This is a genomic window from Sphingomonas sp. DC5200-1 (genome assembly GCF_049897245.1).
GTDB lineage: Bacteria > Pseudomonadota > Alphaproteobacteria > Sphingomonadales > Sphingomonadaceae > Sphingomonas > Sphingomonas aquatilis.
In genome coordinates, this window is record NZ_JAFCVW010000003.1 from 371,958 (window position 1) to 388,364 (window position 16,407).

Here is a 16,407-nt window from a genome sequence, read left to right on the forward strand (position 1 = left end):
CATGAAGCAGTTGTTCCCCCATGCCGCGACCACCGATGGCGTGACCGTGCGCGTCGCGGTCAGCTATCTGCCCGAACAGTCGGAGCCGCAGCGCGGGCGTTGGTTCTGGGCCTATCACATCCGGATCGAGAATGAGTCGGACCGCACGATCCAGCTGCTGACGCGCCACTGGATCATCACCGACGGCCGCGGCGCGCGCCATTCGGTGGAGGGCGAGGGCGTCGTCGGCGAACAGCCGGTGATCGCGCCGGGGGGAAGCTTCGACTACGTGTCGGGTTGCCCGCTGCAAACGCCGAGCGGCGCGATGCAGGGGAGTTACCGGCTGATCGACGAGGCCGGGCAGGCGTTCGACGCGTCGATCCCCAGGTTCGCGCTGCTGGCGCCGGCGGTCGAGACGTGAGGGGTGGAGATCATGACCCTCACCCTTCCGCGCCTTCGGCGCTCCCTCCCGCATCGGGTCGGACATGCCCCCGGCATGTCCTGCGCAGCGCGGGGCGCTGCGCACCCGATGCGCCCGTCGGGAGAGGGAAGGGGCCCGCGACGCGCAGCGGCGTGGGAAGGGTGAGGGCGGCCCGATGAAGCGCACCCACCTTCCCCTCAACGGCCTGCGCGTGCTGGATGCGGCGGCGCGGCACCTGAGCTTCACGCGCGCGGCGGACGAGCTGGCGGTGACGCCGGCTGCCGTCGGCCAGCAGATCCGTGCGCTGGAGGATACGCTGGGCGTCGTGCTGTTCCGCCGCACGACGCGCGGACTGGAGCTAACGCCGGAGGCGGAGGCGGGGCTGCCGGCGCTGCGTGACGGCTTCCTGCAGTTCGAGGAAGCGGTGCGCGCGATGCAGGCGGGGCAATCGTCCAAGTCGCTGACCATCGCCGCGCCGCGCGACCTGACCGAGAAATGGCTGATGCCGCGCCTTGCCGAGGTGGCGCAGGCGGATGCGGAGCTGCGCTTCGTGCTGCTCGCTGCCGACGACACCGGCGATTTCACCGAGGCGAACCTCGACCTGGCGATCCGCTGGGGCGAGGGGCCGGGCGAGCATGAGGGCGAGGCGCTCGAGTCGGAGGGCATGGTGACGGTGGCGGCGCCGGGCGGCGGGGATACGGCGATCGGCTGGCCGGGCGCGCCGGGCGGCGACGGTGCCGCGTTGGTGAAGGTCGCCGATGCAGGGCTGGCGATCGATGCGGCGGTGGCGGGACTGGGGCGTGCGACGGTGCCCGAACTGCTGGCGGCGCGGGCGATCGCGGCGGGGCAATTGGTGACGATCGGCGAGGCGCAACCGTCGCGTATGGGCTATTGGCTGGTCGCACCGCTGCCGCAGTGGCGGCAGGCGAAGGTGAAGGCGCTGGTCGACGCGCTGACGGCGTGACGCCGACGCTGCATAGCGCGCGGCTGACGCTCAGGCCGCGCGTGACGGACGATGCCGAGGCGTTGTTCCCGACCATGGCAGATGCCGAGGCGATGCGCTGGTGGTCCCATCCGCCATTCACGCAGGTCAGGGATTTGCGCGCCCATTTTGCCGAGGCACATCCCGACTGGCGGGCCTGGGCGGTGACGTGGCGCGATGACGATCGGGCGATCGGCTTCGTAGCGGCAGGCCAGCACCGGACTGGCGTGTCGGAGATCGGCTATCTGTTCGACCGCGCCACATGGGGACAGGGTGTCGCGCGCGAGGCAATGACCGCGCTGCTGACGCACCTGTTCGCCGAAGGGCAGCGGCGGGTGTTTGCCGATATCGACCCCGACAATACGCCGTCGATCGGCCTCGTCGAGCGGCTGGGTTTCGCATTGGAGGGGCGCCTGCGTGCCGAGTGGGAGACGCATATCGGCGTGCGCGATACGCTGATCTACGGCCTGCTCAGGGACGAGTGGCGGGCGTAGCGACCAGCGCCAGCGCGCGCGACACCAACGCGACGAAGGCGGCATCGTCGACGCCTGCGTCCGGGCGGTGCCAGTCGCCGACCACCGCATACCAGCGCCCGTCCCGTGCCTGTGCCAGCAGGTTGAGCGTGATCACCCCCGGCTCCGATCCGCCCTTGAACCCGACATAGCGGAAGCGCGCCGCTGTGGCGGGATCGATGCCTGGGTTGATGCGCATGATGGCGCGTACCACCGGCCCCGCATCGCGCAGGTGCGCGAGCAGGCGCGCCATGTCCTTCGGGCTGGCGAACCACTCGACGCTATCGTTGGCGATCGGACCCGAAGAGAACATCAGCGGGTCGATGCGTTGGGTCGCCATCGCGGAGGCCTGCGCGGCGAGGAGGGCGCGGCGGTCGGCGGCGTCGGCGCCCTTCCATGCGGCGATGCGCGTAGGATCGGCCTTGATCGCGAAGGCCTCGCGCGTCGTCAGCACCGGGCCGGTGGCGCCGAAGCGCGCGGCCATGGCGTCGACCTCATTGCGGCCCAGCACGCCGATCAACGTGTCGGCGGCGGTGTTATCACTGATCGAGATCATCAACGTCGCGAGCGTCTGGAGCGTTACCGGCGTCGCCGCAGGCCAGGCTTGCAGGATGCCGGAGGGGAGGGACGGCGCGGCGACCGGCACGACCTCGTCCCAGCGATGCTTGCCCGTCGCAACCTGCCGCGCGGTTTCGGCGAGCACCCACAATTTGAACGCGGAGCCGAGCGGGGCGGGCTGGGCGTCGCGGATCGCCAGCACGGGCGTCGGCGTCGCGCCGTCCAGTGCGTAGATGCCGAGCCGTGTCGTGCCGGGCAGCGCCGACAGGTCCCTTTCGATCGTCGCGGCGCTGTCGTCACTGCGGGCCGTGCCCGTAATGCGCAGCCCCGTGATCGCGTGGGGCGCGGCGGGATCGATCGCGATCAGCATCGTCGCGGTGCCGCGTTCGTAGCCGACCACCAGTTGCGCGGCATAGCGACCTTTCGGGGTCAGCGTCGCGATCCGCTGCGGGGCCCCCAGCGAGTCGCGCAATTGCGCGGTGAGCGCCTGCCACTGGCCCAGTGGTACGGCCTGACGAAAGGCGGGGGCGAACAATGTGTCGTATCCCGGACCGCCGTTCAGCACGGGCAGCAGCGCCTCCGCCTGCGCGCGCACTGCCGGATCGGCATCAGCCGCGACGGGGCGCGCGACGGGGGCCACGGCGGGCGGCGGCGTCTGGGCGCTCGCCGTGATGGGCGCGAGGCAGCCCAGCGCCAGCGCGGCGATCAGTTTTTGAGCTTCCAGCCTTTTCGCAAGAGCACGTAGCATGTCACCCCCAGCACGACGTCCACCGCCAATATCGCGATGCTGCCGACCATGATGGGCGAATCGGCGGTGCCGAGGAAGCCGTATCGGAAGCCCGAAATGATATAGAAGAAGGGGTTGGCATGGCTGAACGCGCGGAACGCGGGGGCCAGGCGATCGACCGAGTAGAAGGTGCCCGACAGCAGCGACAGCGGCGCGATCACGAAATTGGTGACTGCGGCGGCATGATCGAACTTCTCCGCCCAGATCGAGGTCAGCACGCCAAGGAACGACAGGAAGGCCGCGCCGAGGAAGCCGAACCACAGGATGGCGAGCGGGTGCGCCGGCGTCACATGGACGCCCGGATACAGCGCCATCGCGCACCAGCAGATAAAGCCGACGAGGAACGCGCGCGTCATCGCACCGCCGACGAGCGCCGCGAGCAGCTCCGCGGTCGATAGTGGCGGTTGCAAATAATCGACGATCGTCCCCTGGATCTTGCCGACTAGCAGCGAAAAGCTGGCATTGGCGAAGGCGGGGCCCATCATGCCCTGGCTGATGATGAGGCCGGGCGCGATGAAATCGGCGAAGGGGACAATGGTGCCGCCGACCTGGACCGGACTTTTCGCGCCGGTCGCAATGGTAAAGACGATCAGGAACAGCAGGGTCGTGATCGCCGGCGCCCACACCGTCTGGAGCTGCACCTTGAAGAACCGGCGCACCTCCTTCACATAGAGGGTCTTCAGGCCGCCCCAATTCACGTTCCGGATCACCGGCACGCCGGGTGCGGACCGGATCGCCGATTGGATTTCGCCGATTGGGGGCTGGCTGCTCATGAGCGAAGCGGGTAATCGCCTGCGCAGCCGCCCGCAACCCGGCTGTGAGAATATAGGGAAGTACGAATGTCCTGGACCGACGAGCGGATCGACACGCTCAAGACGATGTGGGAAGCGGGCCAGACCGCCAGCCAGATCGCCGAGGCGCTGGGTGGCGTCAGCCGCAACGCCGTGATCGGCAAGGCGCATCGCCTGGGGTTGCAGTCGCGCCCGTCGCCGGTGAAGCCGAACGAGCCCGTTGCGGCCCCTGCACCGGTGGCAGCCGCGCCCGAGCCCGAACCCGTCGTCGCGGCGCCGCCCGCTCCGCCGCCACCCGCGCCGAAGCCGACGCCGGCGCCCGAGCCGGTGGTCGCCGCCGCGGATGTGCGCGACGACGAAGACGAGGATGACGACGACACCGATGCCGTCGTCGCCGCGCCGCGTCGCGAGCCGCAGCCGATCCTTCGGTCGGTCGGCCCCGGCGGCTTCGTGCGCCAGTCGCCCGGCGAGCAGCAGCCCCCTGCCACGCCCGCGCCGCCGCGCCGGCTGGTGCCGGCCAAGCCTTCGCCCGAGATCGCGGGCAAGACGACGCTGCTCGACCTCAACGACCGCATCTGCAAGTGGCCGCTGGGCCATCCGGGCGAACCGGATTTCCACTTCTGCGGCGAGAAGGTGAACCCCGGTTTCCCTTATTGCGTCGAACATTGCGGCCATGCCTATCAGGCGCAGCTGCCGCGCCGTGATCGCCGCCCGCCCCCGCCGATGCCGTTCGGCGGCCCGCGCGTCCGCTGAGGCCAAGCCTCAGCGACGCGGCCAAAGGGCCGCCCGGCCGGCGCGGCCAAAAGCCGCGTCCGACGTCATGGGCTTCGCCCATGACGGGCTCGGTAGAGAAAAGGCCGCTACCCGCTCGGGGATGCGGCCTTTTTCTTTGCCTGCGCGCTTGAGCGTCGGACGAAGCTGCGTTGGATTTGCCGTCTTCCCAGCGAATTGGTATCGTTCGGGAGGTCGTGCGCCAGGAAACGCGAAAGGCCCAGCCTGCGCCGAAGTGACGGCTCTGGACAGGTGGATCAAAGGCCGGAGGGCCGGGGCGGTTCAACCCAATGCGCCCTAGTGGGGAGTACCGCGGCAAAGTCCTCCCTCGCGTCAGCGGGGGAGGGGGACCGCCCGCGCAGCGGGCGGTGGAGGGGGCGTTTCCAAGCACGCCACCCTCGCGGTGGTGAGGCTGCATGCCACCCGTTCAGCCCGCGCCGCGGCGAAGCCGCGTCGTCAGTCGTCTCCGCTGGCGCGGCACGCTGGCTGGGCATGGGCGAGTCTTGAGCCATGCGTGGCATGGCTCAGGCCGCCCTGCGCGTTAGAAGCGGAACGCTGCCGTTGCGCGCAGCGAATGCCAGCGGAACTGCGTGTCCGAGCGGCGAAAGTCCGTCGTTGTCCCGCCCAGCACGAACGGGTTCGTCGTCGGCGCGGCACCTTGCGTCACCCGCACGCGCGCATCGTCGTCGCGATACTGGTGATAGGTGTATTCCATGCCGATCGAGAAGTTCTTGCCGAGCTTCTGTTCGATACCACCGCCGCCGACGATGCCCCACTGGTTGCGCTTGCCGAACTGGCTGAAGGCATTGGCGGTGTTGGTCGTCGTGAATTCGCGATCGATCCGCGCATAGCCCGGTCCGAACGTGCCGTAGAACAGCGTCGTGCCCGGTGCGTAGCCGACGCGGCCGCGAATGCTCGCTTCCCAATCCAGCTTGCGGGTCATGACGTAATTGGCGGGCGTCGTCGAAAAGGCGCTGACGCTGTCGGTGATCTCGCTCTTGCCGAATTCGCCGACCGCACCGATCACGATATTGCCGCGCTGCGAGTCCATGCCGATCCGCCCGTAGTAGGACCAGCCGTCGCGATCGTTGGCACAGCCGCCGGGCGTGGGCGTCGCACCGCGCGCGCGGCCGTTGCAGAAGCCGGGCGAGAAGGCGTTGGCGCCCGCCGCGGTCGACACCGTATCGCCGAAGCTGCCGTTCGACCCGCGATCGAACAGGATGCGCGAGCCGACGTCGTTCGGCTGGACGTCATAGCCGCCGGCAGCACCGATATAGATGCCGCTGAATGGCGTATCGTCGGTCATCTCCTGCGCCTGCGCGGCGGTGGTGAAGGATGCCGCGGCAAGCGCGCCGGCGACCAGAATAGAACGCATATGTTTCTCCCGACAGACGTGACAGTCGGGCAAGGAACGTCCGCTCCGACGGAAAATATGCGTCAGATCAACCAAATCGCGGTAGTGTGGCTTTTGTGCATCAGCTTAGAAATATTCGAGCAACATGCGTCGCTCGCGCAATACTGGCATCGCCTGCGATGTTCCCTTATGGTTCCGCCTGATGGCCCAGGATTTGTTCGCTTCGTCCGCTACCCCCGCCAACAGCTATGACGCTTCGTCGATCGAGGTGCTCGAGGGGCTGGAGCCGGTTCGCCGCCGCCCCGGCATGTATGTCGGCGGTACGGACGAACGTGCGTTGCACCACCTCGCCGCCGAAGTGCTCGACAATGCGATGGACGAGGCGGTCGCGGGCCATGCGACGCGGATCGAGGTGACGCTGGAGCCCGGCAATCGGCTGACGATCGTCGACAATGGTCGCGGCATTCCCGTCGACCCGCATCCCAAGTTTCCCGACAAGAGCGCGCTGGAGGTGATCCTGTCGACGCTGCATTCGGGCGGCAAGTTCGCCGGCAAGGCCTATGCGACCAGCGGCGGCCTGCACGGTGTCGGCGTCTCGGTGGTCAACGCGCTGTCGAGCGACACGGTGGTCGAGGTGGCGCGTGACCGCCAGCTGTACCGCCAGCGCTTCAGCCGCGGGCAGACGCTGGGGCCGCTGGAACATGTCGGTGCAGCGCCCAATCGCCGCGGCACCTCGGTCGCGTTCACGCCGGATGTCGAGATTTTCGGGCCCGAGCTCGGCTTCAAGCCCAAGCGGCTGCACCAGCTCGTCCGCTCCAAGGCGTATCTGTTCGCGGGCGTCGAAATCCGCTGGCATTGCGCGCCCGAACTGGTCGAGGGCAGCGATACGCCGGCCGAGGCGGTGTTCCAATTCCCGGGCGGTCTCGCCGATCATCTGCGCGAACAGATCGGCGGTCGCGAATGCGCGACGGCCGATTTCTTTGCGGGGCGGCAGGACTTTCCAGGCGAGGCGGGGCGCGTCGAATGGGCGGTCGCCTGGCCGCTGTGGAGCGACGGCAGCTACAGCTGGTATTGCAACACGATCCCGACGCCCGACGGCGGCACGCACGAACAGGGCCTGCGCCAGGCGCTGGTCCGGGGTTTGCGCGCATTCGGCGAGCTGGTGAACCAGAAGAAGGCCAAGGATATCACCGCCGACGACGTGATGGTCGGCAGCGAGCTGATGCTCAGCGTCTTCATCCGCGATCCGCAATTCCAGAGCCAGACGAAGGATCGGCTGACGTCGCCGGAGGCGGCCGGCCTCGTCGAAAAGGCGGTGCGCGACCATTTCGACCATTGGCTCGGCCACAATATGGAGCGGGGCAAGGCGCTGCTCGGCTATGTCCTCGACCGGATGGACGAGCGCCTGCGCCGCAAGGCGGAGCGCGAGGTCAAGCGCAAGACCGCGACCAGCGCACGCAAATTGCGCCTGCCCGGCAAACTGACCGACTGCGCCGCCGACTCGCCGGAAGGCACCGAGCTGTTCATCGTCGAAGGCGACTCGGCCGGCGGCTCGGCCAAACAGGCGCGTGATCGCAAGACGCAGGCGATCCTGCCGATCCGCGGCAAGATCCTGAACGTTGCCAGCGCGACGAGTGCGAAGATCGTCGCGAACCAGGAAATCGCCGATCTGATCCAGGCGCTTGGCTGCGGCACGCGCAAGGACTGCGACGCCAGCCAGCTGCGCTACGAACGCATCGTCATCATGACCGACGCCGACGTCGACGGGGCGCATATCGCGACGCTGTTGATGACGTTCTTCTTTCAGGAAATGCCGGATCTTGTGCGACGTGGGCATTTGTATCTCGCGCAGCCGCCGCTCTATCGCCTGACCGTCGGCGCCAAGTCTTTGTATGCCCGGGATGACGCCCATCGCGCCGAGCTGGAGCGCACCGCGTTCAGGGGCAAGAAGGTCGATGTCGCGCGCTTCAAAGGTCTCGGCGAAATGAACCCCGGCCAGCTGCGCGAAACGACGATGGACCCCAACACGCGCAGCCTGATCCGCGTGACGCTGCCGCAGGAGTATGAAGAACGCGCAGGGGTGAAGGACTTGGTCGACCGGTTGATGGGCAACAACCCGGCACACCGCTTTGCGTTCATTCAGGAAAATGCGGCGCGGATGGACGAAGAGGCGATCGATGCGTGAAATATCTTTGCTGGACGACACCTAACGGCAAGGATAGCGTTGTCTTCGGTACGAGATAGGGAGACACGCCATGATTGCAGTCGCTGTCCTTCTTCAGATTGCACAGATGCCATCCGTTCCGACGCCCGCGCCGGATCCCGACATTATCGTCAGTGGTAAGACGACTGCGGAGGCCAAGCGTATTCTCGAGGCGTGCATTGCGGACCGCTGTACGCCAGACAAGGAGATCAAGGCGTCATTGGTCTATGCAACGCGACAGATGTTGGACGGCGATTACCCTGCAGCACGGCAGACGTTGCTCACGGCGCGTCATCGCAACGCGGCATTCGACAAGACCTATCCCATGCAAGTGTCCGATCTTCATCGCGCGCTGAATCGCTTGTCGACGCTCGATGGTTGGCGCGACTCTGCGCGTCTTTCAGCCGTGGATGCCACTGACGCACTGCGTGCAGGCCTCCCCTCGGGTGACCCCACCATTCTAAGCCAGCGCCTGTTCAGCGCCAGCCAGCTCGCCCGCGAGGGTCGGATCATCGGAGCGACGCAAATCTACAACGATGTGGCCGACAAGGCCCGTCAGCGTGGGCAATATGCGGTTGAGGCTCAGGCGCTGTTCGACGGCGCGGTTCTCTATGCGACCCTTGCCAGCCTTGACCCGGTGTATCGCAATTCCGCGCAGGAATGGGCTGATCGTATTACGCACCGGACTGAGCCCGAATTCGTCGAGATGCGCAGCGGATTGTCGCTGCTCCGTACCAAACTGGCCGCGCTGGCGGCGAAGCCTCAAGATCGGGCTGCCATCTATTCGGCTGCCCAACCGGCCGACGGCAACGCTGCGATCCTGCTCGACGAGCCGAAACTTCAAGTACTTCCAGACGACCAGCAACTCGCGGGTGGAATGGCGCGTGAAGGCGTGCCCGAGTGGGCCGACGTGGGTTTCTGGGTGCGGCCAGACGGGTCAGTTGCCGATCTTGCCGTCGTTCGTCAGTCGCAAGCCCGGCCGGGTTCGTGGCTCGGCGAAAAGTTGAAGGCCGTTAGCGGCCGGCGATACGCGCCGTTGCAAGGCTCCGTCGGGACGCGGGGCCTTTATCGTGTCGAGCGCTATTCGTTGGTTCATGTGGTGCAGTCGACGATCGGTACGCACATGCCGGTGCGCGCGCGGATAGGAGAAATTGATACGATGGACATGACGCCTTTGTATCGATCGTGATCCTGCGAAGGCCGCTGGCGTGGTTGACCCGCCGGGCTGGCTCCTCGTATGACTGACAAGGGCGGCCACCACAGGCCGCCCTTTCTCGTTGAAGAGAAGAGGAGACCTTCCGTGACCATTACGCCGCTCATGCCCGTTTACCCACGGTGCGGGGTGCGTCCGGTTCGAGGGGAGGGGTGCTATCTGATCTCCGAAAATGGCGATCGCTATCTGGATATGGCGGCGGGGATCGCGGTCAATGCGCTGGGGCATGGCCACCCGCATCTGGTGAAGGCGATCGCCGAGCAGGCGGCGACGCTGATGCATGTCAGCAACCTTTACGGCAGCCCCCAGGGCGAGGCGCTGGCGGAGCGGATCGTCGCGCACAGCTTTGCCGATACGGTGTTCTTCACCAATTCGGGCACCGAGGCCGTCGAGTGCGCGATCAAGACCGCGCGGCGCTATCACTTTGCCAACGGCAATCCGCAGCGGCACACGATCATCACCTTCAACAACGCCTTCCACGGGCGGACGATGGGGGCGATTTCGGCGACCAATCAGCCCAAGATGCGTGATGGCTTCGAGCCGCTGCTGCCGGGCTTCGCCTATGCGCCGTTCAACGACCTGGAGGCGGCGCTCGCGCTGGTCGACGAGAACACCGCCGGCTTCATGGTCGAAACGATTCAGGGCGAGGGCGGCGTGTCGGTGAGCACGCCCGAATTCATCCAGGGCCTGCGCAAGGCGTGCGACGAACACGGCCTGCTGCTGATCCTGGACGAGGTACAGTGCGGCTATGGCCGTACCGGTAAGATGTGGGCCTATGAGCATTACGGCATCGAGCCCGATATCATGTCGGTCGCCAAGGGTATCGGCGGCGGCTTCCCGCTCGGCGCGTGCCTCGCCACCGAAGAGGCGGCGAAGGGCATGGTGATCGGCACGCACGGGTCGACCTATGGCGGCAATCCGCTCGCCATGGCGGCGGGGCAGGCGGTGCTCGACGTGATGCTGGAGGACGGTTTCCTCGAAAACGTCACGGTGATGGGCGAGCGGCTACGCGGCGCGCTGGAGCAGATGATCCCCAATTACGATCATGTGTTCGAGGGTGTGCGGGGCAAGGGGCTGATGCTCGGCCTGAAGCTGAAAGCTGGGGTGGAGCCGCGCGAGTTCGTCGCGCATGCCCGCGACAATCACAACCTGCTGCTGGTTGCGGCGGGCGAGAATGTCGTGCGCATGCTGCCGCCGCTGGTGATCGAGGATGCGCATGTCGCCGAGTGCATCGACAAGCTGAGCGCGGCGGCGCGCGTGTTCGCACCGGCGAGCGACGATTGATGATTCCTCCCCCGTCAGGGGGAGGTGGCACCGCGCATGCGGTGACGGAGGGGGAGGACGGCGGGGGCTGCGTCTGGGGAAGCGCCCCCTCCACCACGGCCTGACGGCCGCGGTCCCCCTCCCCCGCTGCGCGAGGGAGGACTTTTCACATGCGTCATTTCCTGAATCTCACCGATGCCGGCGCCGATGGCGTCGCCGCGATGCTCGACGATGCGATGAGCCGCAAGGCGGCGCGGGCCGGCTGGCCGAAGGGGCGCGTCGATGCCGACGCACCGCTCGCCGGTCATGTGCTGGCGATGATCTTCGAAAAGAATTCGACGCGTACCCGGGTCAGCTTCGACATGGCGATCCGCCAGCTGGGGGGCACGTCGATCGTAATGGATGCCGGCAGCATGCAGCTCGGCCGCGGTGAGAGCATCGCGGATACGGCGCGCGTGCTGTCGGGCTATGTCGACGCGATCATGATCCGCACCGACGATCATGCCAAGGTCGAGGATATGGCGCGCCATGCCAGCGTGCCGGTGATCAACGGCCTGACCGACGCGTCGCACCCGTGCCAGATCATGGCCGACCTGCAGACGATCCTGGAGGACGGCAAGGCGCTGCCCGGGTTGAAGGTGGCGTGGCTGGGCGATGGCAACAACGTGCTTGCCTCGATCATGGAGGCGGCGGGGCTGATGCAGTTCGACGTCGTCGCGGCCTGTCCGCAGGGCTATCAGCCCAGCGAAGCGGACGTCGCGCTGGGCAAGGGCCGCGCACGCGTCGTCGGCACGGCGGCCGAGGCGGTCGAGGGCGCGGACGTGATCGTCACCGATACCTGGATCTCGATGGGCCAGGCGCATGCCGACACGAAGCTCGCCGCGATGATGCCGTTCCAGGTCGACGAGGCGCTGATGGCGCGCGCCAAGCCCGACGCGCGCTTCCTCCACTGCCTGCCCGCGCACCGCGGCGAGGAAGTGGTCGATGCGGTGATCGACGGGCCGCAGTCGCTGATCTGGCGCGAGGCGGAAAACCGGCTGCACGCGCAAAAGGCGGTGCTGCGCTGGGTGTTCGGGCAGATCGGCTGAGGTCTCCGGGGGCGGTTCCGCCGCGCGCCGTGCCGCCCCGCACCTCGACAAAACGGCTCCCGAGGCGCACGATGTGCCTCAAGTAACGGAGCCTATTCATGTCCCTAGACGAGACGTTTGCCACCGACTGGGCCGCTGCGGGCGAAGCGGGGCTGGACGATACGATCGCATTGCGCCGCGCGATCCATGCCGAGCCGGAGGTCGGGCTGCACTGCCCGCTGACCACCGCGAAGATCAAGGCGGCGCTCGTCGGTCTGCCGCTGGAGATCCACGACAGCACGTCCACCACCGGATTCATCGCGATCCTGAAGGGGCAGGCGGGCGATAATGGCCGCACCGTGCTGCTGCGCGGCGATATGGACGCGCTGCCGATGCAGGAGGAGACGGGGCTGCCGTTCGCCAGCACCATCCCCGGCCGCATGCACGCCTGCGGGCACGATTCGCACACCGCGATGCTGGTCGGCGCGGCCAAGGCGCTGTGTGCGCGCCGCGAGAGCCTGCCGGGCACGATCGTCTTCATGTTCCAGCCGGGCGAGGAGGGCTATCACGGCGCCCGCTTCATGATCGACGACGGGCTGCTCGCCATCGCCAAGCCCGATGCGGCGTTCGCGCTGCACATCACGCCCAATGCACCCGCAGGCGTCGTCGTGACGCGCGGCGGGCCGATCATGGCGTCCGCGGACACGATCCACGCGACGATCCGTGGTGCCGGCGGCCATGCCGCGATGCCGCACGACTGCATCGATCCGATCCCCGTCGCCTGCGAGATCGTCACCGCGCTCCAGACCTTCATTGCGCGACGTATACCCGTCACCGACCCGGCCGTGCTGTCGGTGACGAAGATCGAGGCCGGGTCGGCGCACAATATCGTGCCGGGCGAGGTGACGATGCTCGGTACGCTGCGCACGCTGTCGGAGGGCACGCGGGCAACGATGCAGGCGGCGTTCCAGCGGATTGCCGAGCATATCGCCGCCGCGCATGGCGCGACCGCGGAGACGCGGATCGAGGCGGGCTATCCGGTGACGGTCAACGACCCGCGCGGTGCAGCGCTGATCGAGGGCGTCGCGGGCACGCTCGGCCAGCCGTTCGCGACGATGCCGCAGCCGATGATGGGCGCGGAGGACTTTTCGTACGTGCTGCGCGAGACGCCCGGCGCCTTCGCCTTCATCGGCGTCGCGCCGGTGGGCAGCGATCCTGCGACCAATCCGCCGCTGCACAATACGCGGATGACGATCGAAGAATCGGTGATGGCGAAGGGCGTGGCGATGCACTGCGCGATCGCGACTCGGTTCCTGGAGAATGGGTTCGATTGAGCGGGGGGCAGGCAGGCCCTTAGCCTTAACCCGTCACCCCGGGCTCGACCCGGGGTCCCGCTTCTTTCCGGCCGTGGCGAAAAGCGGGACCCCGGGTCGAGCCCGGGGTGACGAGGTGGGTGTGGCCCCCCCTTATGCGATCACTTCTTGATCAGGCCGATCTCGACCAGCCGCTCGTGCAGGTAATCGTGCGCAGTGATCGGCGTGGGGTAGCGGTTCGGCCGGTCTGCGGTGATCGTCTGCGGTAGCGTCTCGATCAGGAAATCGGGCGCGGGGTGCAGGAAGAAGGGCATCGAATAGCGCGAATGGCCACGGCGTTCGACCGGCGGGTTGACGACGCGGTGCGTGGTCGAGGGCAGGACGTGGTTGGTCAGGCGCTGCAGCATGTCGCCGACGTTGACGACCATCGCGCCTTCAGGCGGCTTGATCGCCAGCCAGTCGCCGGTGTTCTTGTCGAGCAGTTCGAGGCCCGCTTCCTCGGCGCCGAGCAGCAGGGTGATGAGGTTGATGTCCTCATGTGCGCCGGCGCGCACGCCCTCCGCATCGGCGGGGATGGGGGGATAGTGGAGCAGGCGCAGCACGCTGTTGCCGTCCTTCACCGCCGGATCGAACCAGTCGGGGGCAAGGCCCAGATGGCGTGCGATCGCGGAGAGCAGCTTGTCGCCGGCGCGGTCGAAGGCGGTGAAGAGTTCGAGGAACGTGTCCTTGAACCCCTCGGGCCGCGCCGGCCAGATGTTGGGCGCCATGCTGTCGGCGTAGCGATGCCCCGCCGGCAGGTCGCGACCGATGTGCCAGAATTCCTTGAGGTCGACGTGCTTGGCGTCCTTGGCGATCTCCGTCTTGAACGGGGTATAGCCGCGCGCGCCGCCACCGCCCGCGACGAAATAGTCGCGCTTTTCCGCCTCGGGCAGCGCGAACAACGCCTCGGTTTCGGACCAGGCACGGTCGATCAGGTCCTGCGGGATGCCGTGGTCGGCGACGATCGCGAAGCCGAATCGTTCGAACGATTCGCCGAACGCCTTGGCGAAGCCGTCGGGGTCGCGCGCCTGGTCGGCGAGGTTGAGCGTCGGAACCTGTGCGTCCAGCGCGGTTGGGGTGTCGAGCATAAGGGCCATCCGTTTGATCAGGCGAGCGATATAGGACGCCGCGCCGACCGCGTCACGCCCGCATGTCATGCGCCTGTCATGGTGCGTGACATGCGGGGATCGACGGCGATCGCACGGTCATGATGAACGGCCGCGTAACCTCATATCATCGGCTCGGCGCGCGCGTCAGCCGGTTGATCGCGGGAGCCATGCCCTATGGGTTGTGGATGCGCATCGATTGCAGGCAGAGACTGCGCGTCTGGGGCGCGGTGGGGCTGCGAATCACGACGATTGGATTACGGCCGGACCCGGTCCCCCGGGTTGCGGCGCATCGCACTGGGGTCTGATGAACAGCTTCGTTTCCATGAGCGCTCGACTCGGTAACCGCATCCGTTCGCTGTTCGTCGCACGCGACGTCCTGTTTCACGATGGCAACGCACTGCGCCGCGTCAGCCTGACCGGCCGTCGTCAGGCGACGCTCGCCGCCGCGGCGACGCTGACTTTGGGGTTTTCGGGCTATGGCGCGGCGCAGGCTGCGCAGCTGGTCGTCGCCCCCGCGCATGATACGCGCGTTGCGGGCATGGAGCACCGGCTCGACGCGATGCAGGCCCGCGTGTCGCACATCCGTGACGTCGCCCGCCTGCATGCCGAGCGGATCGAGCAGCGCCAGGCGCTGATCACCGCGGCGCTGACCGGCAAGGGCGACGAGGCCGAACTGGCGCTCGCGACGCTCGCGATCGATCCCACCGCCGATCGCCTCGCCGCCGATGTCGTCAAGCCGCTGGTGAAGGTGGAAGGGCGCCAGGCCCAGCTCGCCGACGCCGCGCAGAAGGTGGTGGACCAGCGCCTCGCCAAGGCGAATGCGACGCTCAAGACGCTCGGTGTCGCCAGCCGCGTGAATGCCAAGGCGATGGGCGGCCCGATGCTGGAGGCCAATGGCGCGGAAGCGCAGGCGGACCTGAAGGCCGATGCGCAGTTCCGCACGCTGTTCCAGAGCTGGAAGAAGCTCGACACGCTGCAGCAAGGGGCGATCGCCATTCCGTCGGTGCAGCCGGTGCAGCACCTGCAGTTCACCAGCAACTTCGGCATCCGCTCCGACCCGTTCCGCGGCACCGCGGCGATGCATGCGGGCGTCGACATCCCCGGTCCGGTCGGCACGCCGATCTATGCCACCGCCGACGGCATCGTCGATCACGCCGGCCGCCAGGGCGGTTACGGCAATCTGATCGAGATCAACCACGGCAAGGGCATTGCGACCCGCTACGGCCACCTGTCGAAGATCCTCGTCGCCGATGGCGCGCGCGTGACGCGCGGCCAGCTGATCGCGCTGATGGGGTCGACCGGCCGTTCGACCGGCCCGCACCTGCATTATGAAGTCCGTATCGACGGCCATGCGGTGAACCCGGTGCCGTTCCTGACCACCGCCGATTACCTGCTCGCCGCGCAGGACCGTGCGGTCCATGCGATCCCGGTGTCGACCGACGGTCCTGCCGCGCAGGATTGATCCACCCGAGTTCGTCATCCCGGCGAACGCCGGGATCCATGGACGCACGGCGGCGGGCGGCTCGTGCGCCACGTCAACCATCAAAACCATGGATCCCGGCGTTCGCCGGGATGACGAGACGGGGCGGGGGCAGCGGCGGTCGCCTACCAGCCCCCCCCATCCATCATGTCGTCCCTCGAACGGATGATGACGCAGGGGTGAAGGGCTAACCGGTTGCCCCACTCGCCCGCCGCGCCTATCTCGGCGGCATGACCCAGCCCGACATCGCCCTCACCCCCGCTGCCGCCGCGCGCGTCGCGGCGATTGCGGGCAAGCAGAACAAGCCTGCCATCCTGCGCCTGTCGGTCGATGGCGGCGGCTGTTCGGGATTTCAGTACAAGTTCGGCTTCGCCGACGCGCCCGAGGGGGACGACACGATCGCGGAGACGGATGGCGTCCGCCTGGTCGTCGACAGCATCAGCCTGGACCTCGTGCGCGGCTGTCAGGTCGATTACGTCGAATCGCTGGGCGGTGCGGCGTTCCGCGTCGACAACCCCAATGCGGCGTCGGGTTGCGGCTGCGGCTCCAGCTTCGCGGTCTGACG

15 protein-coding genes are annotated in these 16,407 nt (G+C 67.6%); 11 read left to right on the top strand and 4 right to left on the bottom strand.

What is annotated here, in order from left to right:
* Window position 1: 1 nt before the first annotated feature.
* The 3 genes from apaG (at window position 2) to ACP7A3_RS07960 (ending at window position 1,876) form a co-directional block, all read left to right on the top strand.
* Entirely contained in the window at window positions 2-400 is a 399-nt protein-coding gene (gene apaG / locus ACP7A3_RS07950; protein WP_043059851.1) for a Co2+/Mg2+ efflux protein ApaG, read from the top strand.
* A gap of 175 nt (window positions 401-575) precedes the next feature.
* Window positions 576-1,364 (top strand): LysR family transcriptional regulator, encoded by a 789-nt coding sequence (locus tag ACP7A3_RS07955; RefSeq protein WP_426256188.1) that lies wholly within the window; start codon window positions 576-578, stop codon window positions 1,362-1,364.
* The gene (locus tag ACP7A3_RS07960) at window positions 1,361-1,876 is read left to right on the top strand and encodes a GNAT family N-acetyltransferase (RefSeq protein ID WP_426256187.1); all 516 of its coding nucleotides are present in this window, start codon (window positions 1,361-1,363) and stop codon (window positions 1,874-1,876) included. The genes ACP7A3_RS07955 and ACP7A3_RS07960 overlap by 4 nt, the downstream gene beginning before the upstream one ends.
* Here the strand turns inward: ACP7A3_RS07960 and ACP7A3_RS07965 are convergent.
* Together ACP7A3_RS07965 and ACP7A3_RS07970 are read right to left on the bottom strand one after the other, a co-directional pair.
* Window positions 1,854-3,200, bottom strand: coding sequence for a serine hydrolase (locus ACP7A3_RS07965; protein WP_426256186.1), 1,347 nt, complete (start codon window positions 3,198-3,200; stop codon window positions 1,854-1,856). The genes ACP7A3_RS07960 and ACP7A3_RS07965 overlap by 23 nt on opposite strands.
* Window positions 3,158-4,012, bottom strand: coding sequence for an ABC transporter permease (locus tag ACP7A3_RS07970; RefSeq protein ID WP_017977603.1), 855 nt, complete (start codon window positions 4,010-4,012; stop codon window positions 3,158-3,160). The genes ACP7A3_RS07965 and ACP7A3_RS07970 overlap by 43 nt, the downstream gene beginning before the upstream one ends.
* Window positions 4,013-4,078: 66 nt before the next feature.
* Here ACP7A3_RS07970 and ACP7A3_RS07975 point away from each other — a divergent pair, with 66 nt between their 5' ends.
* A complete protein-coding gene (locus ACP7A3_RS07975; protein ID WP_331360608.1) occupies window positions 4,079-4,783 on the top strand; it encodes a GcrA family cell cycle regulator in 705 nt (234 codons plus the stop codon).
* Window positions 4,784-5,342: 559 nt separating this feature from the next.
* Here the strand turns inward: ACP7A3_RS07975 and ACP7A3_RS07980 are convergent.
* Window positions 5,343-6,176 (bottom strand): outer membrane protein, encoded by an 834-nt coding sequence (locus ACP7A3_RS07980; RefSeq protein ID WP_063687629.1) that lies wholly within the window; start codon window positions 6,174-6,176, stop codon window positions 5,343-5,345.
* Window positions 6,177-6,357: 181 nt separating this feature from the next.
* On the opposite strand from ACP7A3_RS07980, the gene parE reads away from it, so the two are divergent.
* The 5 genes from parE to ACP7A3_RS08005 all read left to right on the top strand — a co-directional run bounded on the left by parE (window position 6,358) and on the right by ACP7A3_RS08005 (window position 13,235).
* A complete protein-coding gene (parE, locus tag ACP7A3_RS07985) occupies window positions 6,358-8,340 on the top strand; it encodes a DNA topoisomerase IV subunit B (protein ID WP_294313446.1) in 1,983 nt (660 codons plus the stop codon).
* Between the two features lie 70 nt (window positions 8,341-8,410).
* On the top strand, window positions 8,411-9,547 hold the full coding sequence (locus ACP7A3_RS07990) for a hypothetical protein (RefSeq protein ID WP_426256185.1): 1,137 nt from the start codon (window positions 8,411-8,413) through the stop codon (window positions 9,545-9,547).
* Window positions 9,548-9,658: 111 nt separating this feature from the next.
* Window positions 9,659-10,855 (top strand): aspartate aminotransferase family protein, encoded by a 1,197-nt coding sequence (locus ACP7A3_RS07995; RefSeq protein ID WP_426256184.1) that lies wholly within the window; start codon window positions 9,659-9,661, stop codon window positions 10,853-10,855.
* A gap of 149 nt (window positions 10,856-11,004) precedes the next feature.
* Window positions 11,005-11,922 carry an ornithine carbamoyltransferase gene (gene argF / locus ACP7A3_RS08000; protein WP_147035744.1) on the top strand — a complete coding sequence of 306 codons (918 nt, stop codon included), beginning with the start codon at window positions 11,005-11,007 and terminating at the stop codon, window positions 11,920-11,922.
* 98 nt (window positions 11,923-12,020) lie between these two features.
* On the top strand, window positions 12,021-13,235 hold the full coding sequence (locus ACP7A3_RS08005; protein WP_426256183.1) for a M20 metallopeptidase family protein: 1,215 nt from the start codon (window positions 12,021-12,023) through the stop codon (window positions 13,233-13,235).
* Window positions 13,236-13,375: 140 nt separating this feature from the next.
* Here ACP7A3_RS08005 and ACP7A3_RS08010 read toward each other — a convergent pair whose 3' ends face one another.
* Window positions 13,376-14,341 (bottom strand): isopenicillin N synthase family dioxygenase, encoded by a 966-nt coding sequence (locus ACP7A3_RS08010; protein WP_426256182.1) that lies wholly within the window; start codon window positions 14,339-14,341, stop codon window positions 13,376-13,378.
* Between the two features lie 343 nt (window positions 14,342-14,684).
* Here ACP7A3_RS08010 and ACP7A3_RS08015 point away from each other — a divergent pair, with 343 nt between their 5' ends.
* On the top strand, window positions 14,685-15,824 hold the full coding sequence (locus tag ACP7A3_RS08015; protein WP_426256181.1) for a M23 family metallopeptidase: 1,140 nt from the start codon (window positions 14,685-14,687) through the stop codon (window positions 15,822-15,824).
* Between the two features lie 248 nt (window positions 15,825-16,072).
* A complete protein-coding gene (gene erpA, locus ACP7A3_RS08020; RefSeq protein WP_017977613.1) occupies window positions 16,073-16,405 on the top strand; it encodes an iron-sulfur cluster insertion protein ErpA in 333 nt (110 codons plus the stop codon).
* Window positions 16,406-16,407: the final 2 nt, after the last annotated feature.